The organism is Brevibacillus massiliensis (genome assembly GCF_000311785.1).
Taxonomy (GTDB): Bacteria; Bacillota; Bacilli; order Brevibacillales; family Brevibacillaceae; genus Brevibacillus_C; species Brevibacillus_C massiliensis.
In genome coordinates this window covers 53953-77537 of record NZ_HE978546.1, presented here as the reverse complement: position 1 = coordinate 77537, position 23585 = coordinate 53953, and the positions used below count along the sequence as shown (strand labels likewise).

Here is a 23585-nt window from a genome sequence, read left to right as displayed (position 1 = left end):
ATGGTTTTATTGAGGTTACGGAGGTGGAAGTGGCGCCCGGGGTATCCCTCACGCAGTTAGAAAAGCCGTTGGCCTGAAATAATCGTCTTGCAAGCTTGAGGCTCTGCCCATCTTTTGGCGGAGCCTTATTGATTCCGGTTGTTTACTGGCGATAAGCACATGACCTGTCGCCAAGTCTTCCAGCTTAAGAATGTCCAGGCAAAATTGCAGGAAAATGTCTAGAAGTCCGGTGAATTAGTGCAGTTGTAGCCGTCTGATCGACATGCAAAACGAGTAAAACAACTCAGCCAGCGCTGAAATGAGTAGGCGTGACAACGCCTCTGTCATCACGGATTTCGTTTTTTGGCATGCCGACATACCAGTTTGAGGTCGCTTTTTTCCAAACCGGCATAGTCTTTTCAGATTTTGAACGATCGCCGTCAGTAGCGCCTGTTCTTGCATGCAGTCGAGTCCGCGGCTCCGTGCACGATCCATGCCATGCGCCACTTTGCTTTCAGCAAACACATGCTCACAGCGGGTTCGTAACTTTTGCAGATGACGGTAAGAACCCGTTAGCTGAATCCGTTTGGCTCTGTTTCGGATGTGTACTTCCTGGATTTTCGCCAACCGCTTGCGTTGTCGTTCCGGATCGTTCGTTTGACGTTTCCAGGCAGGTGTATCTTCCAGTATCAGATTGCGGAGCGACACCAAGGGAACAATCCCTTGCTCGCACAGTGCTTGCAGATAATCGGTCGTTCCATAGGCTTTATCGGCAGAGAGCGTACGAATCCGGATTTGTGGATGGGCAAAGCGAATCGCGGCCAGTTGCTGCAAACTCGTCTCGCGCTCAGCCGTCCCGGACGCGATGCTCGCTTGCGTAGACAAAATGACGCCGGACTGGACATCCGTTACATGGTGCACCAAATACCGCAAATGCGCTTCCTAACCATTGCTCTTTTTGTACAAGCGGGCATCCGGGTCCGTCACGCTGCGGTGGGTCTTGTTGGAGAAGGTTTTGCCATGAAAATCTTCATGCGTCGCTTCGTCTTCCAGCCGCCGCTCTTTTCGCGCGGGCGGTGCGGGCGGCTGTCTGTCATCATCGGAATCATGGGCGGCGCAATCAGTCTCTTCATCTTGCCGGGCCATGCGGGTCAGGTAATCCTCAATCGACTCCACCGGGGCCAGGGTGATTTCTTTCAAGCTGTGGATGGACGCGTTAGCCCGTACCTGGGTGCCGTCGACGCCTACGTGCACATCGGACTGAACCAATCCGGCAGCAATGCACTGGTCGACGACATGTTTCATGAGCCTGTCGAAAATGCCGTGTTTTCGCCATAATTTCCGGGTCTTCACCAAGGTCGTCCGATCCGGCAGGGACGGCCGCGATGGATCCGGGCGCAGGACGGATTCGAAGTCCAATCCGCAAAACCACAAATAGCCCGCATGCATGGGCAGCAGCTGATACAATTCGCGTTCGGAGTGGTTGAACAGATACGAAAGCAGCATCAGTCGAACCATTCGCTCCGGGTCAGCGGCCGGGCGGCCGGTACGTTCCGTATATAGCGGCGCCACCCAATCATGGACGATGGAAAAATCAAGCGCTTCGTTGATTTGACGCAGGATATGCTTTTTTGGCACAAGTTCATCCATGTCCACAAATTGAAACATCTGAGGCTGGATGGCCGATGACTTATGAGCTTTCATATTCCATCACTCTTTCAATTCATTGTTACCGTATAATTCGGCAACACCGTGGGAAAAGCCTGCTTAGGCGGACTTTTTCACCGGACTTCTAGAGATAATAACGATGGAAAAAGGACATCCCGAATCACCCATGAAGGCACGCGGGATGGTTTTTCGCAAACGGACCACCTGTAAAAACCTGTAAATTCACGATCAACACCGGACAGCTTGCCAACTGGGAAACCTTATGGCTGACGCTGCCGAGCATCATTTCCTTGATGCCGCTAAGCCCCCGGCTGCCGACGACAATCAGCCCAAAGCCGCCAGCTTTGGACGAGTATTTTGTTGAACATCTCTTCTCTTCCTTTCTATTTTAGGATGTCCGAAAATCGCAAACCTGCCAGGATAACTGTATGCACTCCCTCGTCATACCAATTTGCGATGGTTTTTTCTTCAACTTACATAGCGATTTCTGCCTGCGCCAAGGCCGAAGATGAAGAGGAGGATCGCCACTGCGCCGAGCATATGCAGCGGCACCGTCCAACCGTGTGTGGCATCGTGCAGGTAGCCAAACAGCGTCGGTCCCACGGCAGCCAGGAGGTATCCGAATGATTGCGCCATGCCTGACAGCTCTGCCGATTGGTGCGCCGTCCTGGTGCGAAGGCCGAAAAACATCATCGACAGACTAAAGGCGGATCCCGCGCCAATTCCCATCATGATCACCCACAGCGGCATCAGCGCCGTACTGCCGTAGAGCACGCCCAGTACCCCGAAGAAAAAACAGCGCCGCGGTAAACGCAGCCAATAACTGCTGATTGGCCAGACGGCCGGCGACGATCGGGACGAGGAATGTAAACGGCAGTACGGAAAACTGCATCAGCGACAGCATCCATCCGGAATAATCGGCGGCGAGTCCCTGCTGTTTCATAATTTCCGGGAGCCAGGCGATTACCGTGTAAAAGAGCAGGGATTGCAGGCCCATAAAGAGCGTTACCTGCCAAGCCAACCCCGACCGCCAGAGATTGACTGTCTCCGTCCCTTTCGCGCTCACGGCCGCGGCCGTCGGTTGGCGGCGGGAACGCATCTGCGGCAGCCAGAAGAGGAGAGAGACGATGGACAGGATTCCCCAGAACCCAAGTGCTCCGTGCCAGCCGAGGCCCAGTTCCAAGGCAATGGGAACGCTGATGCCGGAAGCGATGGCGCCGCAGAGATTCATCGATACCGAATAGACGCCTGTCATCATTCCGATTTTGTCCGAAAACTCTCTTTTGATCAAGCCGGGCAAAAGGACATTGCAGACGGCGATGGCCAGGCCAAGCAGGATGGTGCCGAGAAACAAGGTTCCGATTCCGGCCAGGGACCGAAGGCCGATCCCGACGGTCAGTAAGGCTAAAGCGGCGAACAGCACCGGCTCCATCCCAAAGCGGCGGGACAGTTTGGGAGCAAACGGCGAAAGCAGCGCAAAAGCAAGCAAGGGCAAAGTCGTCAGGATCCCGGCCATCGCATTGGAGATCCCCAGGCTATCGCGAATCGATCCTGCCAATGGCCCGACAGATGTGAGCGGCGCCCGCAGGACTGCTCCGATAAATAAAATGCCAAGGACCAGCAGCCATCGTTTTTCGCAGGCGTCAGTCCTGGCGGCAGATTGCATTTTTGCTGGAGCACTCATGATTCTTCCTCCAACTCCAGTTGTATTTCTCCCTTGACTTTTTCGATGTACTCATGTACAGCTTCCATTGCTTCGGCTGCATTTTTTTCAACGATCGCTTCCACCAGTTTTTGGTGGATGTTTTGATGGGTTTCAAGATGCAGCGTACATTCCGACTGACTGTTGATCGACAGGTGCAAAGCCTCTGTCATGTGCTCGTACAGTTCGATCAGTACGCTGTTGTGCGCGGCCTGTACAATCGCTTGGTGCAGCCTGATGTCCGATTCCGTATAAGCCTGGAGATCCCCGCTTTTCATGGCGGTATCGCAGACGAGCAAATGGGAACGCATCGCTTCGATGTCTTCCTCCGTGCGTCTTGCCGCGGCCAGACATGCCGCTTCCCGTTCCAGCGCATACCGGACTTCCAGCGTCTCCAGGATATTTGACTGTCTAATTCGTCGCTTGAGTACGGCTCCCAGAGCGCTTGCGGAACAGACGTACGTGCCATCGCCCTGTTTTGTCGCAAGCAGCCCGGCATGAACCAGGGCCCTGATCGCTTCGCGCAATGTGTTGCGGCTGACGCCCAGCTCGGCGACCAGCTCCGGTTCAGCCGGAATGCGCATGCCTACATACCACTGTCCCGATTCAATCAGGGATTCCAGTTGTGCTGCCACTTGTTCAACCAGGGACAATCGATTTGGTTTTTGCAGTGCCAAAAACATATACCTCCAAACATAGGATGATTGGTTATTAGTATAATAGCACATATGTATCATGCTGAACACCATGACTGCTGCAGGCATATTTTTGGGACGTGCCTCCATATACATAGTACAAATCGAGGAGAAAAGACGGGGAGGGGAAGGCCGGGAATGCTTTTGCAAACCATTGCAAGCGGATTGACCATTGGCTGCATCTACGGTTTGGCGGCACTGGGGCTGGTGCTGATCTACAAAACGACAGACGTCGTGAATTTTGCCCAAGGAGAAATGGCGATGTTGACGACGTTCGTCAGCTACATCTTGCTTCAACGATATGGACTTCCTTACTACGCTGCCTTCCTGCTCGCCCTGTTGTTTGCGGCTGTGCTCGGCACCGTGATCCAGCGGTTCATCATGAAGCCCGTGCAGCGGGCGCCGCTGTTGAATCAACTGGTGCTGACGCTGGCGCTCTACATGGTGATCCGCGGGGTGGCGGGAATCATCTGGGGATATGTTCCCGTCGGCTATCCGGAGGCGATATCGGGGGAGCCGCTGCAACTGGGACAGGTGTACATCAAGCCTAACGAGATATTCGTCTTGTGTGTCTCTCTGCTATTAATGGGTGTTTTTTACGTACTGTTCCAGTACACGCGGACGGGACTGGCGATGCGGGCGGCGGCCCAGGACATGCAGACATCCGAATTGATGGGCATCAAGGTGACGGGGATCTTTACCTGGACCTGGGCCATTGGCGCTGTTTTGGGCGGAGTAGCCGGCATGCTGATCGCGCCGATCACCTTCCTCGATCCCAATATGATGCAGGAAATTGCGATTTTGGCGTTTGCCGCTGCCGTACTGGGCGGATTTGTCAGCCTGCCCGGGGCAGTCGCCGGAGGCTTGTGCATCGGCGTGCTGGAAAATCTGATCGCTACCTATGTATCTGCGGAACTGAAAGCTCCGTTTGTCTTTCTGCTGATCGTCCTGATTCTCTACGTTCGCCCCAATGGCTTATTTGGCGTCAGCCAGGCAAGAAAGGTGTGAAGCGCGTGAAAATGCTCCTGCAGCATAAATGGCTCTGGCTGCCGGCGATCCTGATTCTTCTCTATCCGGTGATCGTCGGCGGCTCCAACTACTACATCATCCTGATCAACATGGTGGGCATCAACGCCATATCGGCGATGGCGCTTAACCTCCTGACCGGGTACGGGGGCCAAATCTCCGTCGGCCACTCCGGGTTTTTGGCTATCGGAGCATATGCCGCGGCCATTTTTTCCACCAAGCTGGGGGTCGCATTCTGGCTTGCCCTGCCGCTCGGCGGCGTGGTGACAGGGGTGATCGGGCTGCTCATCGGGATTCCGGCTGTCAGACTAAAAGGACACTTTCTCGCCGTCGCCACGCTGGGATTTGCCGTGTCGATTCCGCTGATCGCGATGAAATGGGACTCCTTGACCGGCGGGTTTGCCGGGATATCGGTCAAAAAGCCGGGTTTATTTGCCGGCAGCACGCCGTTTTACTATCTGGTCGTCTTCGTCACCGCATTTTTGGCCTGGATCATCTACAACCTGATCCACAGCCGTTTGGGCAGAGCGTTTATCGCGATCCGTGAAAGCGAGATCGCAGCCGAGGTCATGGGCATCAACGTTCCCTTGTACAAGGCGTTCATGTTTGCCCTCAGCGCTTTCTTCACCGGCTTGGCCGGCGGACTCTACGTCTTCATGGTCGGCTTTATCAGTCCGAACGACTTCACCCTGACGACGTCGTTTTTGATCCTGGCGATGATTGTCGTCGGCGGCCTTGCTTCTTTGCCGGGATCGATCCTCGGTGCGGCGCTGCTGACGCTTTTGCCGTACATGACCGATAGGTGGATCGGTGTCACCAATGCAGTCATTGGCCTTGCGATGGGGGCGATCATCCTGTTTTTGCCGCATGGGCTGGCCTCGCTGTGGAAGCGGCGGAGAAGGCAGGCACAAGCGGCGCAAACCGGAGAGGAAGGCGAGGTGAGCCCATTTGTTAACATTTGAGAACGTGACCCTTGCCTTCGGCGGCTTGACGGCGATCAACCAGCTTTCATTTACGGTGCGGGAAGGGCAGATTTACTCGCTGATCGGCCCCAACGGAGCGGGCAAAACGACCACGTTTAACTGCATCAATCGACTGTACACTCCCCATTTTGGGCACATCCGTTTTCAAGGGGAGGACATCGGCGGATACAAGCCGTACCAGATCATTTCCCTGGGAATCGCCCGCAGCTTTCAAAACGTCGAACTGTTCTCGAAAATGTCCGTGATCGACAACCTGTTGACCGGCCTGCATCCCGCGATCAAGCAAAATCCGTTTGCGATCGCGTTTCGCCTGCCGTCGTTTCGCAAATCGGAAAGAGCGGCCCGGAACCGGGCGGAGGAAGTCTTGGAGCTGCTCGGCCTGTCGCAGATGGCCGGTGAAGAGGTGAGGAATCTTCCTTTTGGCTATCAAAAAATGGTGGATATCGGCAGGGCGCTGATGACCAAGCCCAAACTGCTGCTGCTGGATGAGCCGGTTGCCGGGATGAATCCGACAGAAACGGAACACCTGGGTGGGCTGATCAGGCGGCTTAGGGAGGAGATGGGGATTACCGTTCTCTTGATCGAACACGATATGTCGCTGGTGATGAATATATCCGACTACATTACGGTGATGAACTTCGGGAGAAAGATTGCCGAGGGCTTGCCCCATGAGGTCCAGCAGAACCAGGAAGTGATCGAGGCGTACTTGGGGGAGGTGGAGACTGGTGCTGGCCATTGAAAACCTGTCTGTCCATTATGGATATGTGCATGCCCTGCGCGGCGTTTCGCTCCGGGTAAAGCCGGGGAGCATCGTGGCTCTCCTGGGGGCAAACGGGGCGGGGAAATCGACGACCTTGCGAGCGATATCAAGACAGGTGCAGCCGAAGGAAGGGGCGATTCAGTTTGCCGGGGAATCGCTCTTGCAGCAAAGCGCCAGCGATGTCGTGAAAAAGGGGATCATCCACTGCCCGGAGAACAGGCGGATTTTCCCCAAGTTCACCGTCGAGGAAAACCTGCAGATTGGCGCTTACACCCGCCGCGACGAGATGGTCAAAGCAGATTTTGAAAAGGTGTTCCGCTATTTTCCCCGGCTGAAAGAGCGGCGGAGCCAAATAGCGGGAACGTTGAGCGGCGGAGAACAGCAGATGCTCGCCATCGGCCGTTCGCTGATGGCAAAACCGCAGCTGCTGCTGCTGGACGAACCCTCGCTCGGCCTCGCTCCCAATATTGTGCGGGACATCTTCGGCATCATCAAGCAGATCAACGACGAGGGCACTGCCATCCTCCTGGTGGAGCAGAACGCCCATAAAGCGTTGGAAATATCCGATTACGCCTACGTGCTGGAAAACGGGCGAATCGAGCTGGAAGGGAGCAGTGATCAACTGAAGCAGAGCGAACAGATCAAGCGGCTTTATCTGGGAGGGTGATGATCGGGATTTCCCCATTCAGCAACGGTCCAATATGAGGAGGGTTCTCATGAAAAAAAGCAGAATGTTTCGGTTTCGAACGATGCTGGCCGCTTCCCTGTTGGCAATCGGATTGGCCGGGTGCGGCACGAGCGGAACATCGCCGACTTCCGGCGATGGCAAGTATGCCCAAGGGGTGACAGACAGCGAGATTCTGATCGGCCACTTTGGTCCGCAGACCGGGTTTGCCGCCAACTACGACACCATCCGGCAGGGGATTCAGTCATACGTCAACCTGGTGAATGCGCAGGGCGGTGTAAACGGCCGGAAGTTGAAGCTGATCGCCTACGACAACGAATACCAGCCGAGCAAAACCGTGCCGGTGGCGACCAAACTGGTGCAGGAAGACAAAGTGTTTGCCATCGTGGCGACGACCTGCACGCCCTGCCACCAGGCGGCGGAATCGCTGTTCTCGGAAATCCCGATGGTCGGGCCGTCTCCGGCATCCACCAGCGCCTTTCTTGAGCCGATCCGCAAGAACTGGTTCGGCGCGCAGATGAACTACAAGATCGAAGGGCAGTTCTTCGTCGACTACGCCGTCAGGAAAATGGGCGCCAAGCGAATCGCGATCATCTACGAGAATGACGACTACGGAAAAGAAGGACTGAACGGGGCCAGAGAGTATGCGCAGGCGCTGGGCGGAGTAGAAATCGCCGGGGAGCTTCCCTACAACGTGCAGGATGTCGACTTCAGCTCGCACGCCCAGAAGCTCAAGCAGCTAAGTCCCGATGTCATCATCATGACAGGCGTGCAGAAGCCGGCCGCCGCGCTGCGAACCCAGCTGGCCAAAATCGACGCCACCAATATTCCGCTGATGGTCACCTACGCCATCGGGATGGACCAGAAGGTGATGTTCGACCTGGCGGGGGAAAGCTGGAACGGTGTCTATTCGACGCTGTCCATGCCCACCATCGACGAGACAGACAATCCCAAGCTGAAGGAATTCCTCGATCAGTTTACAAAGGATTTCCCGAACTCCAGCCCGAACGGCAGCGCCCAGGCGGGATGGGCGGCGGCGCAAATTCTCGTGGAAGGGATCAAACGCAGCGGCGACAACCTCACCTGGGACAACTTCATCGCCCAGATGGAGACGTTGAAGGATTGGGACGGTTCTCTGTACCACGACGTGTTCTACACGCCCGATACACGCTACGGACAGACGACGCTGTTCTTGACCCAGGCAAAAGACGGGAAGCTGGAGAAGGTAGAAGGGCCCGTCAAGTACGATCCCGGTACCAAGACCTTTATTTACGGGAAGTGAGGAGGGAAGGCTGTGGCCGAGCCGGTGTGGTTTCCATCAGCGGAGACCCTGCAAAGATCGCGGTTGTATCGCTGGATGACGCAGCAGGGGTTCCAGGATTACGATCAATTGTACCAGGCGTCGATTGGCGACATCGCCTGGTTTTGGGGAGAAGCGGAGAAAGCGGTCGGGACGGAATGGTTTGAGCCGTACACGCAGACGCTCGACCTCTCCCGCGGGATGAAGTGGCCCGAGTGGTTTGCCGGCGGCAAGCTGAACGCCGTCCACAACGCGCTGGACAAATGGCTGCGCGATCCCGCGTCCGCCGGGCGGCTGGCGCTCGTCTGGGAGCGGGAAGACGGGGCGGTGGAGAAGTACACCTACCGGGAGTTGGCCGCGCGGGTAAACCGCGTGGCCGACGGACTAAAGCGCCAGGGAGTCCGGCGGGGAGACCGGATCGGCATCTACCTGCCGATGATTCCCGAAACGGTCGTGGCCGTACTTGCCATCGCCAAGATCGGCGCCGTATTTACCGCGGCATATTCGGGGTTCGGCGCCGATCCCATCGCCAAGCGGCTGGCCAGCGCTCAGGCGAAGATGCTAATCACGGCAGACGGGCAGCTTCGCCGCGGCAAGTTCATTCCAATGAAAGAAGCGGCAGACCAGGCGGCAGAGCTGGCCGGCTGTGTGGAAAAGGTCGTGGTGGTTCGCCGCCACGACAGGAAAACATCCTGGCGCCCGGACAGGGACGTAGACTGGGCCGAATTGGAGACAGGCGCCGGGGAGGCGCCGACAGAGCGGATGGGCAGCATGGACCCGTTCGTGATCATCTACACATCGGGCACTACCGGGCGGCCCAAGGGAACCGTCCACACGCACGGCAGCTTCGCCATCCGGGCGGCTTTTGAGATCGGGTACAATCTCGACCTGCATCCCGGCGAAACGCTCTTTTGGCTCACGGACATGGGCTGGGTGATGGGGCCGATCGTCGTATTCGGTGCGCTGGCAAATGGCGGGGCCGTCATGCTCTATGAAGGCGCTCCGGACTATCCCCGCCCCGACCGGCTGTGGGCGGCGTTGGAGAAGCATCGGGTCTCGCTTTTGGGCATTGCCCCCACGCTGATCCGCTCCATCATGCAGTACGGGGAGGAGTTGCCCGGCCGTTTCGACCTGTCCAGCTTGCAGGGGATCGCTTCGACGGGCGAGCCGTGGGATCCGCGGGCCTGGATGTGGCTGTTCGAAAAAGTGGGCCGCAGCAAGGTGCCCATCCTGAACATCTCCGGCGGCACGGAGATTGGCGGAGGCATTGTGAGCAACACTCTCTTGAAGCCAATCGCCCCCGGCGGGTTTAACTCCGCTCTGCTCGGCATGGATGCCGATGTCTACGACCCGCAGAAGCGTCCGGTCAGGGGAGCTGCCGGTGAACTGGTCATCAGGCAGCCCTGGCTGGGCATGACGCACGGGTTTTGGCAGGAGCCCGAACGCTACGAAAACACTTACTGGACGGTGTGGGACGACACGTGGATTCACGGCGATGCCGTGCTGCGGGACGCCGATGATTTTTGGACCATCATCGGACGCTCCGATGATACGCTGAATGTGGCGGGCAAGCGGATGGGGCCTGCAGAGATCGAATTGATTCTGGTGGACCACCCCGCCGTGATGGAAGCGGGCGTCATCGGCGTCCCGGATGAGCTGAAAGGCGAAGTGCCCGTCTGTTTTGTCGTCTTGAACGAAGGGCAGGATCCCGGCGGAAAGCTGCACAACGAGCTGATGCAGATGGTGACAGACCGGCTGGGGAAATCGCTTCGGCCCAAAGAGCTGCACTTTGTCACAGAACTGCCGAAGACGCGCAGCGCCAAAATCATGCGCCGGGCCATCCGCGCCGCTTACCTGAATCAGGACCCCGGTGATCTGAGCTCTCTGGACAATCCGGAGTCGATCGGGAATATTCGGGCAAAGTAGCGGCAGAGAGAGGAAGTAAACGATAAGTATTTAGCACACAAATTATTTGTGCACAAATAATTTGTGTGCTATTATTTTTAGCGAAATCATTTTTCCAAAATACAGGAGGTATTCATGGAAAAAATTGAGGATTGTTTGTGTTTTTTGTTAGGCAAGTCCTTTCATAAAGTTTCCCATCTCGGAAAAGAGAAATTAAGCCATTTTGGAGTTACCCCTGTACAGTTTACCTTGTTGCATTTGCTGTGGGAGAAAGACGGACAAAAAGGGACTGAGCTGGCGAAACGCCTGCAATTGGACGGCGCGACGATGACGGGAGTGCTGGATCGATTGGTACAAAATGGGCTGGTAGAACGGCGTCCTGACCCCGGGGATCGACGAATTAACTTGATTTACCTGACTTCAAAAGGGAGGGAATTGCAAATTCCGTTAAATCAGATCATGGATGAGGTAAATGCAGCGGCCATGTCTGATTTTAACGAAGAAGAGGTAAGGTTGTTTAAAAAAATGCTGACAAAATTGGGCTTGAACCAAGAAGGATATGGTGGACAGTCAACATGAAAAGAAACATTCACTACGCTTGGGTGATCTTGGTTGTCATATTTTTCACGTTAGTAGCGGTGCAGGGAGTCCGCCTGTCATTTGGCGCCTTTATTGAGCCGTGGGAAAAGGAGTTTGCAGCAGACCGAGGGACCATTTCGCTTATTTCTACCGTAAGCTTCATCGTCTATGGACTCTCTCAGCCGTTTATCGGCAGACTCATCGACAGATTTGGGGTTCGAATGATTTTGTCGGTCAGCGCGCTGCTGGTGGGCGTGAGTCTCCTCTTAAGCTACCCGGCAACCGCTCTGTGGCAAATGTTTGTATTATACGGAATCGTCATCTCTTTTGGCGTTGGCGGAGCATCAAACGTAGCGGCAACTGTCGCGGTAACAAACTGGTTTCACGAAAAACGGGGCCTGGCTTTTGGCATTATGGAGGCCGGCTTTGGGGCAGGGCAGTTGATCCTGGTTCCCGCTTCCCTGTTTTTCATTCATTCGTTTGATTGGCAATGGACGGTTATTGTCTTGGGGTTGTTTTTACTGATTGCGGTGTTTCCCACTGCGTGGCTGCTTTTGCGAAATCGTCCCGCTGAAAAGAATTTACAGCCGATTGGCGGTTACCGAGAGGAGGAGCAGCCCCAAGAAAAACACCAGCAGCCGCAAAAGCCGTCTGATTGGAGTGTTGTCCGGACACGGCAGTTTTGGTTTCTCGTATTGCCGTTTTTTATCTGCGGATACACAACGACCGGATTAATGGATACCCACCTGATTCCCTTTGCCCAGTTGTGCGGATTTCCCACTGCCGTAACAGGTACAGCGGTTAGCCTCTTGGCTGCCTTTAACATTTTGGGCACTTTGCTGTCAGGCTATGTCGCAGACCGCTGGAGCAGCAGAAAATTTCTCGCTTGTTTGTACGCCTGCCGGGCAGCGACAATTATCGTCCTGGCGGTATGTGTAAGCAATGTCGACTTTCTGGGCTTTTTCGTAAACCATCCATCTCTGCTGCTGATCTTTGCCATTTCGTTCGGCATGGTTGACTTTGCTACGGTAGCCCCGACACAAATGTTGGCAACCCAGTATTTCAAACAGGGGTCAGTCGGTTTGATTTTGGGGTGGCTGTTTTTCAGCCACCAGATCGGCTCCGCATTGGGAGCTTACTTTCCGGGACTGCTGTACAACGCGACGGGCGACTACAATCTGGCTTTTTACTCTGCGTTTCTCTTGCTGGCAGGAGCGTCTGTACTCAATCTCTTCCTTCCCGAACCCCGCAAAGTTGCCCAAACCAGGCCGTCGGTTTCACCCAGTGAAGCGTGATTCCACCAAAAAAATGCCGGTAGCGGGTTGCAATTGCTTCTCTTCACATACTAAACTATATCTTCGGACACAGCTTGGTTTTTGACGCGAGTGTTTTCAAAGGAGGGGTGTGAATGTCAACTGCTGCGGCCGGCTACCTGATCTTTTGCGTGTTTGGTGCTGTGCTTCTTTTCATTGCGTGGTTTCTCAACAAGAGGTTTCCCCTCGACAGCGTCGACGAATTGGTGGCGGCGGGGAGACGGGTTCCATTTGGGATTATATCGGCGAGCGTATTTACTGCCTGGGTCTGGACAGGAACGATCATGGGCGCGTCCGAGGCGGGCATCTGGTTCGGCGTCAGCGGCGGATTCAACTACGGCTGGGGGGCAATCGTTCCGTTTGTCATCTTTATTCCCGTCGCGCTTCGCTTAAGGAAAGTGATGCCGCGGACGACCACTTTTATCGAATTTATCCGCGAGCGTTTTGGAGAGCGGCTGGCCAATCTGTTTTTTGCCTTTGGCGTTGCCCTCGTCCTGTACGTCTGTGTCATGCAGTCGGTGGGCATCGCTTACGCCTTTCAATACGCCTTCGGGATGAACTACAAGCTGGTCGCGTTCGTCTCGGCGGTCCTGTTTGCCGGCTATATCGCTGTTGCCGGCCTTCGCGGCTCGATTTTTAATTCCGTCTTTCAATTCCTCGTCATTATGCTTGTGGTATTTATCACTGTTCCGCTGTTGATCAGGGAAATCGGCCTGGAGAACATGTACAACGGGCTGCTTGATGCACAGAGCAACCCGGCCAATCCCAACTACAACCCGGAGGCGCTGAACTTCTTTGGCGCCGCCGGATTGCGCTACGGGTTTTCCGCCGTGGTCGTGGCGATGGGGCAGGTGCTGCTGAGCCAGGGGTACTACTCGACAGCAGCCTCAGCGGCCAATTCCCGCAGCTTGATGTGGGCGTATCTGGTCGGCACGATCCTGGCCTGGCTGCCCATCCCGATCATCTTCGGAAATGTTGTGGGCGGCGGCGTGTTCGCCCTTCGCGTGACACCCGAAGAACTGGCTGTCTCGACTGGTGCGGCGCCGTATATTTTCAGCCACTTCCTCGGCAGCTACGGAGCGGCTGCGTTTGTCATCCTGATCTTCATGGCGGGCTTGACTACGGGCGGCAACGGCCTGGCCGGCGTCCAGGCGATGTTTACGATCGATTTTTACAAAAAATATATCAACCGGCAGGCGGAAGAGAAGGAGCAGACGAGGTTCGGCAAAAGGGTTACCCTGCTGGCGGGCATCATCATCGGGCTGTGTGCCATGCTGCTCGACGGGGTCTCCTTGTTAAAGCTCGATATCTTCAGCGGGATCTTGTTCGCCGCTCCGACCGCAGCCCTGATCATCGGCCTTTGGTCGCCAAGGCTGCACACCCGGGCAGCGTTTGCGTCCATTTTTCTCGGATTGGCGGCTGGTTTGGCTGCTTACTTTGCCATTTCCGATGACGACATCAACTGGTTTGTCGGCAATATGCTGTCGCTGGGCGTGCCGTTTCTGCTGATCCTGCTGTCGCTGCCGTTTTCCACGAGCAGATTCGACTTTGGGAAGCTGAAGCGCTATCAGCCTGAGCACCGGGTCAAGATGTAGGGGGGAGAAGCATGTCGCTGTCGATGTATGTGTTTTACAACTGGCTGGTCTTTCTCTGGGGCGGTGCCGGCATGCTGTTCATTGCGGTGGTATCCATTCGGGAAATCATCGGGCAGCTTGGCATGCGCAGGAACAGGACGGGTCAAGAGGAGTAACAGGGCAGGCATAAAGGATGTCCCGAACGGATCGGTCAATCCGCTTGGGACGTCCTTTTTTGTCGAAATCAACCGTTTACAAAATAATCGTAATATTGTAATATCGAAACACGGAACGTTGTCTACAATTAACAATCTAACAACTTACACCGCAACAACAATTTTTGTTTCGTCAGGAAAGAGTGATGGATTTGAAACATAGCATTGCCAAATCCTCCATGAGGTACCGTATCGCCAATGAGATTCGGAGGTTGATTTTTCAGGGGAATTTGCGTCCAGGCGACAAACTCACGGAAACCCAGCTTGCAAGCGATCTGGGGGTGAGCCGGGGGCCGATCCGGGAGGCCATTCAACAGCTTGAAATGGAAGGCTACGTCATATCGACCCCGTACAAGGAGACAAAAGTGGCCGCCATATCGGAGGAAGAAGTCGTCGAACTGCTGATTCCGATGCGAAGGAACATGGAGACGCATGCGCTGAAAAAGGGGCTTCATTTATGGAATGAGCAAACGTTTGACACACTCGCCAGCATCATCCAGGAGATGAAAAAGGGGGTTATCCTGCAGGAACTGTATATGATCGTTGAACTGGATCTTCAATTCCACCAGGTGATGATTGAGTCATCAGGGATGGAGAGCATCACCACGGTCTGGGAGACGATCATGAATCGCATCCGTCTGCACTACGCCTACCAGCACTTGGAGCAGAAAAATCCCGACCAGTACTTGGCCGAGTTCGTCGAGCCGCATGAGAAGCTGCTGCAAGTCTGCCGAACGGGTGATCTGAACAAAGCGATCCAAGCGCTTAAGGAGCATATTGATTTAATGATATGTCCATGACGGTTTACGACTGAAATGTTGCAAACGATTTCAAACATCCGATAAAAAAAACAGGCTGCACCAATGACGAGGGACTGGGGTCGAGGACAATGGTTTACGTGTTGATGGGTCTCATTCAAATTACGTACGTTTCGCTTAATTCCTTTCGGGTAGTACTGATGATCAAGGGCCGGAAGCTACTGGCTGCCATGATCGGCACGATTGAAATTCTGGTGTACATCTACGGGCTTGCCCTTGTGCTGAACAACCTCGAATCGTTTTGGGGCATTATTATCTACAGCGCATCTTACGGGATCGGAATTTTGCTGGGAACCTATATTGAACAAAAAATCGCCTTGGGGTACATCGGACTGCAGATCATCACTGACAACGAGCTTGAATTGGAGCAAAAGCTGCGGGACAGAGGATACGGAGTGACCACCTGGATGGGGCAAGGCGCAAGCGGTTACAGGAAGGTCTACCTGGTCATCGCAAAGCGCAAAGAATACGCCGATCTGCTGTCGTCGATCAAACAGACAGATGCCAAGGCCTTCATTATCTCTTATGACATCACACATTCTGTCGGGGGCTTCTGGCGGGGCAGGATTAATCGTGCTTGAGGCGAATGCCGTGCATCCCAGTGCCTCCATGACCTCGGATACGATTGCGGCCCACCATGACGGCGTCATCCCGTATTACGAAAAACTGGCGGCGGCTGTTCATCCTTATGGGACCAAGATGTTCGAACCCTATAAGCAAAGGCGGGATGGGACGACCCTGATGTAGAAAGGGCCGTCTTCTTTTTTGCGGGGAGGAATCCAAAGGAATTTGGCGAATGATGGAATGCGGAAATGAATCACACATATATTTAGATCATTCCAGGCAGTTCATAGGAATCAGGGGGGATTTTCGTGAAAAAGGGATTCCGTACGTCAGCAAGGAAATGGCTGGGCGCCATCAGTGCCAGCTGTCTGTTGGTCATCATGACCGCCTGCGGAGCGGGACAGGAGGCGAAGCCGGCTGATGGCAGCGCTCCGGCACCGCAGAACGAACAGCCGAAGACAGAAGCGCCAAAGCCGCCCGAGAAGCAAAAGCTGGTCATTTACACGGCACGGGACAAGAATATTTTTGAAATTGTTCAGCCCTCGTTTCAAGAGAAGTATCCCGATATCGAAGTCGAGTTTTACACCATGGGGGCGCAGCAGATCCTGGAGCGGATCCGCGCCGAGAAGGCCAACCCGCAGGCCGATTTTTGGTGGGGCGGGACGCAATCGGCGTTCAGCGCAGCAGTAAATGAGGGCTTGCTGGAGAGTTATAAACCCAGTTTCGCCGACAAGGTGCCGGATGAGTACAAGGACCCGGGCGACTTTTGGTACGGTGAAATGCTTCTGCCGGAGGTCATCATGTACAATCCGCAGGCGATCAAGAAAGAGGATGCGCCAAAAGATTGGGACGACCTGCTCGATCCCAAATACAAGGACAAGATCGTGATTCGCGGCGTCCTGGTCTCTGGGACGATGCGGACGATCTATTCCGCGATGATCTACCGCCAAGGGGCGGACACGCCGGAAAAAGGCTATGAATGGCTGAAAAAACTGGACGCCAACACCAAGGAATACACCCAGGACCCGACCAACCTGTACCTGAAGCTGGATCGCCAGGAAGGCGCGATATCCCTGTGGAATCTGCAGGACGTGCTGCTGCAGAGCAAGCAGAACAACCATCCCTTTGACTTCATCTATCCGGCCAGCGGCGCTCCGATCCTCGTCGACGGCGTCGGCATCGTCAAAGGCGCCAAAAACATGGATGCGGCCAAGAAGTTTTACGAGCATCTGTTCAGCGAAGAGGTGGCGTTAAAGCTGGCGAATGAGCGCTACCAGATCCCGACACGCACGGACATCAATAAAGACAGCTTGCCGGACTGGATGAAGGATATGGAGCTGAAGCCGCTCGACCTCGACTGGGACGTGATGGCGGAGAAAGAAAAAGACTGGATGCAGTACTGGGACGAAAACATTAAGGGAAAAGGGAAAAAATAACGTGTTCGGCCGGAGACACTGCCATTCTCCGGCCAATTTTCGTCTCTCTGATTCCAGGCGGAAATCTTTACAAGCTGGTAAATCATATGAGAGAATACATTCAAGACTAAATATTCGGAATTTTGAAATTTATAAAGAATACATGAGGAAAAAAGGAGGTGGCGTAGATGATGATTCTTGGGTTTTTTCTCCTGCTTCTCGTCTTGGCGGCAGCCGTTGCAATCGGTTACAAGGCGAACCAATCCGTGCGAAATTTTGATGAGCGCAGCCATGAGAGCTTTATCGGTCACAAGGCGAAGAAGTGAACCATGCCATAGGGGGGGAAGATCATGGACCATCAAAACAAGCAAAGACAACTGCAGGAAGATAAAAAGTACCTGAACCAATTTGGCTACGCCCAGGAACTGCTGCGCGACATGGGCGGGTTTTCAAACTTTGCGATCTCGTTTTCGATTATATCCATTTTAACGGGCGCTGTTTCGCTTTACACCCACGGTCTGTACTACGGCGGACCGGGCATGATGGGGCTGGGGTGGCCAATCGTTTCGTTTTTTGTCCTGCTGATCGCGGCTTCGATGGCGGAGTTGACGTCGGCGATCCCCACGGCAGGAGCGCTGTACCACTGGGCGGCGATTCTCGCCAACAAGCGCTGGGGCTGGTACACGGCGTGGATCAACCTGATCGGACAGGTCGGGATCGTGGCGGGGATCGATTATTCGTTTGCGCTGTTCGCCGATCCGCTGCTGGCCGGGTCGTTCGGGTACACCTCGACCGAGACGACCACTCTGATCGTATTTGCCGTCACCCTGCTGCTGCACGGCATCCTCAATCACATCGGGATTCGCGTGGTCGCCCGGCTCAACGATTTCTCCGCCTGGTATCACATCGGCGTGGTTGTGATCCTCGTGGTCAGCCTGGCCTTCTTTACCAAGGACAGCCTGCAGCCGGTGGAGTACCTGTTCCAGGTCGGGCAGACGTTCTCCGACAAACCGTACATGATTGCGTTTCTGATCGGACTCTTGCAGGCGCAGTGGACGTACACCGGATACGACGCTTCGGCCCACACGATCGAAGAGACTGTCCATCCGCGGGTGCGGGCACCCTGGGGGATTTTCAGTTCCGTGGCCTTTTCGTTCATCTTCGGGTTCCTCATGCTGTCCGTGGTGACGCTGTCGATCAAGGACGCAGCCGCTGCCGCCACGTCTGACAACGCCTACATCTACATCATCACCCAGGCGCTGGGCGGGACGTTTGGCGGGGTCGTGCTCTGGCTGGTGACGTTTGCCATGTGGTTTTGCGGGCTGTCCTCCATCACTTCGTTTTCCCGGATGATGTACGCGTTCTCCCGCGACAAAGGCATGCCCTGGAGCCGTCAGTGGGCGGAAATCTCGAAAAAATACCGCACCCCGGCAAAAGCGATCTGGCTGGTTGTGATCCTTTCTTTTGCCCTGGCATTGGTCGACTACATCATCAAGACGGTCAATCCGAACACCGCCTATACCACGATCGCCTTCCTGACGGCGGTCAGCGTGGTCGGACTGTATGTCGCCTACGGCATCCCGATTTACTTGAAGCTGCGGGCCGAAGCGAAGGGAACTTTCCAGGCCAAACACCTCGGGCCGTGGAATTTGGGCAGGTGGAGCAAGCCGATCAATGTGCTCAGCCTGATCTGGATCGGCTTTATCTCGATCATGATGATCATTCCGCCAAACGAAAACGCAGCGTACGCTTTGGCCGCCATGTTCGCGATCCTGCTGATCATGGATTTCGCCTACTACAAAAACAACTTTGAAGGCCCGGAAGCAGCGCTGAACACTTCTTTGGAAGATATCCTGAAAAAGGAGGAAAGGTATTCCGCACAGGACAATACGCACTCAGTCTAACAGCCCGGTTCGCTGACTGAACCGGCCTGGCAGCGGCGGCCTGGATCGGCTCTCGCAGATCGAGAGCGGCTCAGGCGCCTTCTTTTCCAATAAGCTGGACAAGGCCAAGGAGGGATCCCCAAGTGAAGTTGTCGTGTATGGTGAGAGGGCAGCACTACGCCTTTTCCTCGATCAAAGAGGTGATGGCGAAAGCGAGCGAGGAAAAGTCCGGCGACCGGTTGAATAAAATCGCCGCCGCCTCCGCGCTCGAACGGATGGCGGCCAAGGTGGTTTTGAGCGAGCTGCAGTTAAAGGACATCTACGAAAACCCGCTGATTCCGTATGAGACAGACGAGGTGACACGGATCATTTACGACGACTTGAACCTGTTTATCTACAACGAAATCAAGGGGTGGACAGTAGGGGAGCTCAGGGAGTACATCCTCTCCCACAAGACGGGACTTTCCCAGCTGTCCCGCATCAGCCGTGGATTGACCAGCGAGATGATCTCCGCGGTCGCGAAGTTGATGTCCAGTCTCGATCTCGTCATCGCCTCCCAAAAAATCCGCAACCAGGCGTATTGCAACACCCTCATCGGGGAGCCGGGCAGGCTGGCGTTCCGGATTCAGCCCAACCACCCCACCGATGATCCCGAAGGCATTCTGGCTTCGATCAAGGAAGGGCTGTCCTACGGATCAGGGGATGCCGTGATCGGGATCAACCCCAACAACGATTCGGTGGAGAGCGTATCCCGGCTGCTCCACATGAGCCACGACTTCATCAGCAAGTGGAACATCCCGACGCAAAACTGCGTCCTGGCGCATATCACCACACAGATGAAAGCACTGCAAAACGGGGCTCCGATCGCCCTGATGTTCCAGAGTCTGGCGGGGACCCAGCAGGCAAACGAAGCGTTCGGAATTTCCCGGGCGATCCTCGATGAGGGGATGGAGATGATGCGGCAGATGGGGACTTCCACAGGGCCGAACGTCATGTACTTCGAGACGGGACAAGGCTCGGAGGTTTCCCTCGACGCCGATCTGGGCGTCGACATGCAGACGCTGGAGGCGAGGACATACGGTTACGCGAAACATTGGCAGCCGTTCATGGTCAATAACGTGTCCGGGTTCATCGGCCCGGAGACGCTTTACGACGGCCGCCAGGTGATCCGGGCCGACTTGGAGGATCTGTTCATGGGGAAACTGCACGGCCTGCCGATGGGGATCGCCCCTACCTACACCAACCACATGTACGCCGACCAGAACGACCAGGAAATCGCCGGCATCCTGACGACGGTAGCCGGAGCCAACTTTTACATGGGACTGCCGGGCGGCGACGATGTCATGCTCAGCTATCAGGACACCAGCTACCACGATGACGCCAGTTTGCGGGAGATGCTCGGATTGCGGCCGCTGCGAGAGTTCGAAAAGTGGCTGGAGCGGATGGGGATTATGCAGGACGGCCGGTTGACGGAGCAGGCCGGGGATTTGTCGATATTTGATTAGGACTGTAAGGCGGAGGTGAGGCGTGATGTCCCAGTTTGATATGGAAGCAATTGTTGAAAAAGTGCTGCAGGAGCTCTCCCGGCGAACGGAGGCAAAGCAGCCCGGGGGCGGGGAACAGACGACGGAGCCGGCAGATGCGGGAACCATCTATTTTCCCGAAGAAAAGGAGATGGGGCTGACCAATCCGCGGAATCCTCAGACCATCGAGCGGGCCAGGCAGATTACTCCCGCGCGTATCGCGATTGGCCGGGCCGGCACGCGGATGAAGACGACCAGCTATCTGCAGTTTCGAATCGACCAGGCAGCTGCCCACGATGCTGTGATGAAAGACGTGAGCGAAGATTTTCTGCGCGACCTGGGGCTGCCGGTGCTGAAGACGAGAGCGGCGGATATACAGGAGTATTTGATGAACCTGGATGTGGGCAGGAAACTGTGTGACGAATCGGTCCAATGGCTGAAAGAAAACGGCCAGAAGGGGAAAGACGTGCAGATCATCGTCTCCGACGGGCTCAGTTCATCGGCGGTCGAAGCGAATACCAAGGACCTTTTGTCCGCGCTCTTGCAGGGATTGAAGCTGAAGCATATCAGCGTCGGGCAGCCTGTGTTTATCAAGCGCGGCCGGGTCTGGGTGCAGGATGAGGTGGCAGCATTGGTCGGGTGCGAAGTGGTCGTTTCCCTGATCGGCGAGCGGCCGGGGCTGGCGACGGCGGAGAGCCTCAGCGCCTACATGATTTACCGGCCAAACGAAAACAGCGTGGAATCGGACCGGACCGTCATTTCCAACATTCACCGCGGCGGGACACCGCCGATAGAAGCCGGAGCTCATCTGGCGGATCTGATTGAAGACATCCTCAGGTTCAAAGCGAGCGGGGTCAAGTACATGCAGTTGAAAAACTCCTGACGAGCGGCGAGCGGCAGGGTTATATCGAAGGGATGGGGGGAAATACATGGCGTTGATCGGTACGATTGTGATTTACATCATCATGGCATTCGCTGTCGCCGGTGCCGTTGCGGCGATTCGCAATGACGAGGAAGGCTTGGGAAAAGAGTTTTTGCAGGGGCTGTACTCGATTGGCCCGATTTTCGTACCGGTAGCCGGAATCATGGCCTCGATTCCGTACTTGTCCAAGTTCATCTGCGCCGTCTTCGGCCCCGTCTACGGCGCGATCGGGGCCGACCCGGCGCTGGCGGCGACCACATTCATTGCGACGGACATGGGCGGATACCAGCTGGCGGAAGCCTTGGCGGCGAGTCGGGAGAGCTGGATCATGGCGATGGTCACCGGCTTCATGGCCGGCGCGACGATCGTCTTCAGCATACCGGTGGGCCTCGCCATGCTGGATAAGCGGGATCACAAGTACATGGCCCTGGGGATCATGTCGGGCATCTTGACCGTACCGGTCGGGGTGTTTATCACCAACTCCATCCTCGCTTTGACGAGTGCGGGGGTTCGCGGCCAGATCTCTACGGAAGCGGCATCGGACTATCACTTGGCTTTGGGCTTTGGCACGATCTTGTCCAATCTGACGCCGTTGATCGTGATTGTCGTGGCGATCGCGCTGGGACTTCGGTTTTTTCCCGACCAGATGATCAAAGGCTTCATGTGGTTCGGGCGGATGATGGATGCCGGCCTCAAGCTGGTATTGGTCTTTTCCATCGTGGAGTACTTCACCGGGGCTTTTTCGGCGCTTTTCGGCGGCTGGGGCTTCGATCCGATCATCGCCGATCAGGCGGATCAATTCCGCGCGCTGGAGACGGCGGGCTACATCGGCGTGATGCTGGCCGGGGCTTTCCCGATGGTGTATACGATCAAGAAATACCTGGCGGGACCGCTGGCCGTCGTCGGAAATAAAGTAGGCCTGAGCGGAGTCGGCAGCGCGGGCATCCTGGCCACTGTCGCCAACATCCTGGCGATGTACCGCCTGATCAGAGACATGCGCCCGAAGGATAAAGTGCTGAATATCGCCTTCGCCGTCTGTGCCGCCTTTCTGTTCGGTGATCATCTGGCCTTTTCCGCCAACTTCCAGCCGACAATCATCCTGCCGCTGATGATCGGCAAAGTGGCGGGCGGCGCTCTGGCAATCGCCCTGGCGTACTGGATATCCGTTCCGAAGGCGCTGGAGTTGGAAAAACAGGACCGGGCAAGCGGCGTGATCGGCGCACGCGAGTACCTGTCGGAGCGGGACACGGACGTAAAAACAAGCGTGAATGGGTAGAACGGAAATACGGTTATCCCGGGCAGGACTTTGCCTGGGATAGCCGTTTTGCTTAAAATAGCTCGATCTCCTCTCCGGTGGTGATGTCGATCACTTTGACCGGATTCCCGGGTGTTTGAATCGTGCTGCGATCCTCCTGCCTGATACATTTCGCGGGATCGTTTTCCGCCAAGTAGCGGTGGGCGGCTTTTGTCACCTGTCTGAAGCGCTCGTTCCACTCCATCAGCGTATCCTCTTCGGCGACCAACGCGTTTTTGCTTTTGGCAAAGGGATCGCTGGGGTCGATTTCACCCTGTGTGCCTTTATCGATGGCGGCGAACGCGAAGCCCTTTTCGAGCACGTAATCGCTGAACAAGAGATCAGTAGAGGTTTCATTGCGCGTGCCGGGAATTCCCGCTACAACCAATTTTCCGTTCCAATCGTCGGGTACGCGGATGACAAATTTGGCGTCTTCAAACATGCCGTTTACCTGGGTGCCCGTTATTTCTGCCGGTGTGTACATGTGATGCCAGCCTGTTCGCTCTTCCTTATCCCCCCAGGCCGTCGGGGCCAAGCCAAGGTTGCCGTACTGGATTGCGCTTTCGTACTGGACGGGGTTTTTGGTTGTCAGCCAATTCCCGTTTTTGCCGTCAAACTTGGTCACGGTGACGCTGTGCGCTCCGGGAATCACCGGTGAATAAGCCGCTTGGGCTGCACCGGGCAGAACCATGGGACATGCCAGAGTCAACCCCAGCAGTGCCTGAAAAACAGCAGAAACCCTGTTCCGTTTCATCCTTCCCCTCCTTAAATTTTTTGCTTCG

General features: G+C 55.5%; 21 protein-coding genes and 3 pseudogenes. 19 read left to right on the top strand and 5 right to left on the bottom strand.

From position 1 onward, the window contains the following. Positions 1 to 234: 234 nt before the first annotated feature. The 4 genes and pseudogenes from HGBM_RS29845 to HGBM_RS20755 all read right to left on the bottom strand — a co-directional run bounded on the left by HGBM_RS29845 (position 235) and on the right by HGBM_RS20755 (position 4032). A pseudogene (locus HGBM_RS29845) lies at positions 235 to 1683 on the bottom strand (transposase). 187 nt (positions 1684 to 1870) lie between these two features. Next, positions 1871 to 1984, bottom strand: a pseudogene (locus HGBM_RS31890) (universal stress protein); the annotation flags it as partial. 131 nt (positions 1985 to 2115) lie between these two features. Then, positions 2116 to 3331, bottom strand: a pseudogene (locus HGBM_RS28155) (CynX/NimT family MFS transporter). Beyond that, a complete protein-coding gene (locus HGBM_RS20755) occupies positions 3328 to 4032 on the bottom strand; it encodes a FadR/GntR family transcriptional regulator (RefSeq protein WP_019123010.1) in 705 nt (234 codons plus the stop codon). The pseudogene HGBM_RS28155 and the gene HGBM_RS20755 overlap by 4 nt, the downstream one beginning before the upstream one ends. Positions 4033 to 4182: 150 nt before the next feature. On the opposite strand from HGBM_RS20755, the gene HGBM_RS20750 reads away from it, so the two are divergent. The 19 genes from HGBM_RS20750 (at position 4183) to eutH (ending at position 22785) form a co-directional block, all read left to right on the top strand. Further along, complete coding sequence (locus HGBM_RS20750) at positions 4183 to 5052, top strand: branched-chain amino acid ABC transporter permease (RefSeq protein ID WP_019123009.1); 870 nt, start codon at positions 4183 to 4185, stop codon at positions 5050 to 5052. Between the two features lie 11 nt (positions 5053 to 5063). Further along, positions 5064 to 6032, top strand: coding sequence for a branched-chain amino acid ABC transporter permease (locus tag HGBM_RS20745; protein WP_245553031.1), 969 nt, complete (start codon positions 5064 to 5066; stop codon positions 6030 to 6032). Then, complete coding sequence (locus HGBM_RS20740) at positions 6019 to 6792, top strand: ABC transporter ATP-binding protein (protein ID WP_019123007.1); 774 nt, start codon at positions 6019 to 6021, stop codon at positions 6790 to 6792. The genes HGBM_RS20745 and HGBM_RS20740 overlap by 14 nt, the downstream gene beginning before the upstream one ends. Continuing rightward, complete coding sequence (locus tag HGBM_RS20735; RefSeq protein ID WP_019123006.1) at positions 6779 to 7480, top strand: ABC transporter ATP-binding protein; 702 nt, start codon at positions 6779 to 6781, stop codon at positions 7478 to 7480. The genes HGBM_RS20740 and HGBM_RS20735 overlap by 14 nt, the downstream gene beginning before the upstream one ends. Before the next feature lie 49 nt (positions 7481 to 7529). Further along, complete coding sequence (locus HGBM_RS28150) at positions 7530 to 8780, top strand: ABC transporter substrate-binding protein (RefSeq protein WP_019123005.1); 1251 nt, start codon at positions 7530 to 7532, stop codon at positions 8778 to 8780. A gap of 12 nt (positions 8781 to 8792) precedes the next feature. After that, complete coding sequence (locus tag HGBM_RS20725; RefSeq protein ID WP_019123004.1) at positions 8793 to 10724, top strand: AMP-binding protein; 1932 nt, start codon at positions 8793 to 8795, stop codon at positions 10722 to 10724. A 114-nt stretch (positions 10725 to 10838) separates the two neighbouring features. Next, positions 10839 to 11282, top strand: coding sequence for a MarR family winged helix-turn-helix transcriptional regulator (locus HGBM_RS20720; RefSeq protein WP_019123003.1), 444 nt, complete (start codon positions 10839 to 10841; stop codon positions 11280 to 11282). Then, positions 11279 to 12577 (top strand): MFS transporter, encoded by a 1299-nt coding sequence (locus HGBM_RS20715; protein WP_019123002.1) that lies wholly within the window; start codon positions 11279 to 11281, stop codon positions 12575 to 12577. Before HGBM_RS20720 ends, HGBM_RS20715 begins: the two co-directional genes overlap by 4 nt. Positions 12578 to 12690: 113 nt before the next feature. Further along, positions 12691 to 14190, top strand: a complete 1500-nt coding sequence (locus tag HGBM_RS20710) for a sodium:solute symporter family transporter (protein ID WP_019123001.1) — start codon at positions 12691 to 12693, stop codon at positions 14188 to 14190. Positions 14191 to 14201: 11 nt separating this feature from the next. Beyond that, complete coding sequence (locus HGBM_RS30505) at positions 14202 to 14345, top strand: hypothetical protein (protein WP_019123000.1); 144 nt, start codon at positions 14202 to 14204, stop codon at positions 14343 to 14345. Positions 14346 to 14530: 185 nt separating this feature from the next. Further along, complete coding sequence (locus HGBM_RS20700) at positions 14531 to 15184, top strand: GntR family transcriptional regulator (protein WP_019122999.1); 654 nt, start codon at positions 14531 to 14533, stop codon at positions 15182 to 15184. Between the two features lie 89 nt (positions 15185 to 15273). Continuing rightward, positions 15274 to 15783 (top strand): DUF2179 domain-containing protein, encoded by a 510-nt coding sequence (locus tag HGBM_RS20695; RefSeq protein WP_019122998.1) that lies wholly within the window; start codon positions 15274 to 15276, stop codon positions 15781 to 15783. Continuing rightward, positions 15776 to 15949, top strand: a complete 174-nt coding sequence (locus tag HGBM_RS29835) for a hypothetical protein (protein ID WP_019122997.1) — start codon at positions 15776 to 15778, stop codon at positions 15947 to 15949. The genes HGBM_RS20695 and HGBM_RS29835 overlap by 8 nt, the downstream gene beginning before the upstream one ends. 197 nt (positions 15950 to 16146) lie before the next feature. Further along, positions 16147 to 17202, top strand: a complete 1056-nt coding sequence (locus HGBM_RS20685) for an extracellular solute-binding protein (RefSeq protein ID WP_081590270.1) — start codon at positions 16147 to 16149, stop codon at positions 17200 to 17202. 167 nt (positions 17203 to 17369) lie between these two features. Further along, entirely contained in the window at positions 17370 to 17507 is a 138-nt protein-coding gene (locus HGBM_RS31135; protein WP_019122995.1) for a hypothetical protein, read from the top strand. 24 nt (positions 17508 to 17531) lie between these two features. Next, on the top strand, positions 17532 to 19085 hold the full coding sequence (locus HGBM_RS20675; protein ID WP_019122994.1) for an amino acid permease: 1554 nt from the start codon (positions 17532 to 17534) through the stop codon (positions 19083 to 19085). A gap of 122 nt (positions 19086 to 19207) precedes the next feature. Further along, positions 19208 to 20569: an ethanolamine ammonia-lyase subunit EutB gene (locus HGBM_RS20670; protein WP_026074561.1), complete on the top strand. Its 1362-nt coding sequence runs from the start codon at positions 19208 to 19210 to the stop codon at positions 20567 to 20569. Positions 20570 to 20594: 25 nt separating this feature from the next. After that, positions 20595 to 21470 (top strand): ethanolamine ammonia-lyase subunit EutC, encoded by an 876-nt coding sequence (eutC, locus tag HGBM_RS20665; RefSeq protein WP_019122992.1) that lies wholly within the window; start codon positions 20595 to 20597, stop codon positions 21468 to 21470. Positions 21471 to 21516: 46 nt separating this feature from the next. After that, positions 21517 to 22785, top strand: coding sequence for an ethanolamine utilization protein EutH (eutH, locus tag HGBM_RS20660; RefSeq protein WP_019122991.1), 1269 nt, complete (start codon positions 21517 to 21519; stop codon positions 22783 to 22785). Between the two features lie 52 nt (positions 22786 to 22837). On the opposite strand, the gene HGBM_RS28145 is transcribed toward eutH, so the two are convergent. Then, positions 22838 to 23557 (bottom strand): hypothetical protein, encoded by a 720-nt coding sequence (locus HGBM_RS28145; protein WP_019122990.1) that lies wholly within the window; start codon positions 23555 to 23557, stop codon positions 22838 to 22840. Between the last annotated feature and the right edge of the window lie 28 nt (positions 23558 to 23585).

Coding starts and splice junctions, on each gene's coding strand:
- HGBM_RS20675 (WP_019122994.1), top strand. CDS start 17,532: ATGGACCATCAAAACAAGCAAAGACAACTGCAGGAAGATAAAAAGTAC.
- HGBM_RS20750 (WP_019123009.1), top strand. CDS start 4,183: ATGCTTTTGCAAACCATTGCAAGCGGATTGACCATTGGCTGCATCTAC.
- HGBM_RS31135 (WP_019122995.1), top strand. CDS start 17,370: ATGATGATTCTTGGGTTTTTTCTCCTGCTTCTCGTCTTGGCGGCAGCC.
- HGBM_RS20685 (WP_081590270.1), top strand. CDS start 16,147: ATGACCGCCTGCGGAGCGGGACAGGAGGCGAAGCCGGCTGATGGCAGC.
- HGBM_RS20695 (WP_019122998.1), top strand. CDS start 15,274: ATGGTTTACGTGTTGATGGGTCTCATTCAAATTACGTACGTTTCGCTT.
- HGBM_RS20745 (WP_245553031.1), top strand. CDS start 5,064: ATGCTCCTGCAGCATAAATGGCTCTGGCTGCCGGCGATCCTGATTCTT.
- eutH (WP_019122991.1), top strand. CDS start 21,517: ATGGCGTTGATCGGTACGATTGTGATTTACATCATCATGGCATTCGCT.
- HGBM_RS20710 (WP_019123001.1), top strand. CDS start 12,691: ATGTCAACTGCTGCGGCCGGCTACCTGATCTTTTGCGTGTTTGGTGCT.
- HGBM_RS20755 (WP_019123010.1), bottom strand. CDS start 4,032: ATGTTTTTGGCACTGCAAAAACCAAATCGATTGTCCCTGGTTGAACAA.
- HGBM_RS20715 (WP_019123002.1), top strand. CDS start 11,279: ATGAAAAGAAACATTCACTACGCTTGGGTGATCTTGGTTGTCATATTT.
- eutC (WP_019122992.1), top strand. CDS start 20,595: ATGTCCCAGTTTGATATGGAAGCAATTGTTGAAAAAGTGCTGCAGGAG.
- HGBM_RS20720 (WP_019123003.1), top strand. CDS start 10,839: ATGGAAAAAATTGAGGATTGTTTGTGTTTTTTGTTAGGCAAGTCCTTT.
- HGBM_RS28150 (WP_019123005.1), top strand. CDS start 7,530: ATGAAAAAAAGCAGAATGTTTCGGTTTCGAACGATGCTGGCCGCTTCC.
- HGBM_RS30505 (WP_019123000.1), top strand. CDS start 14,202: ATGTCGCTGTCGATGTATGTGTTTTACAACTGGCTGGTCTTTCTCTGG.
- HGBM_RS28145 (WP_019122990.1), bottom strand. CDS start 23,557: ATGAAACGGAACAGGGTTTCTGCTGTTTTTCAGGCACTGCTGGGGTTG.
- HGBM_RS20700 (WP_019122999.1), top strand. CDS start 14,531: ATGGATTTGAAACATAGCATTGCCAAATCCTCCATGAGGTACCGTATC.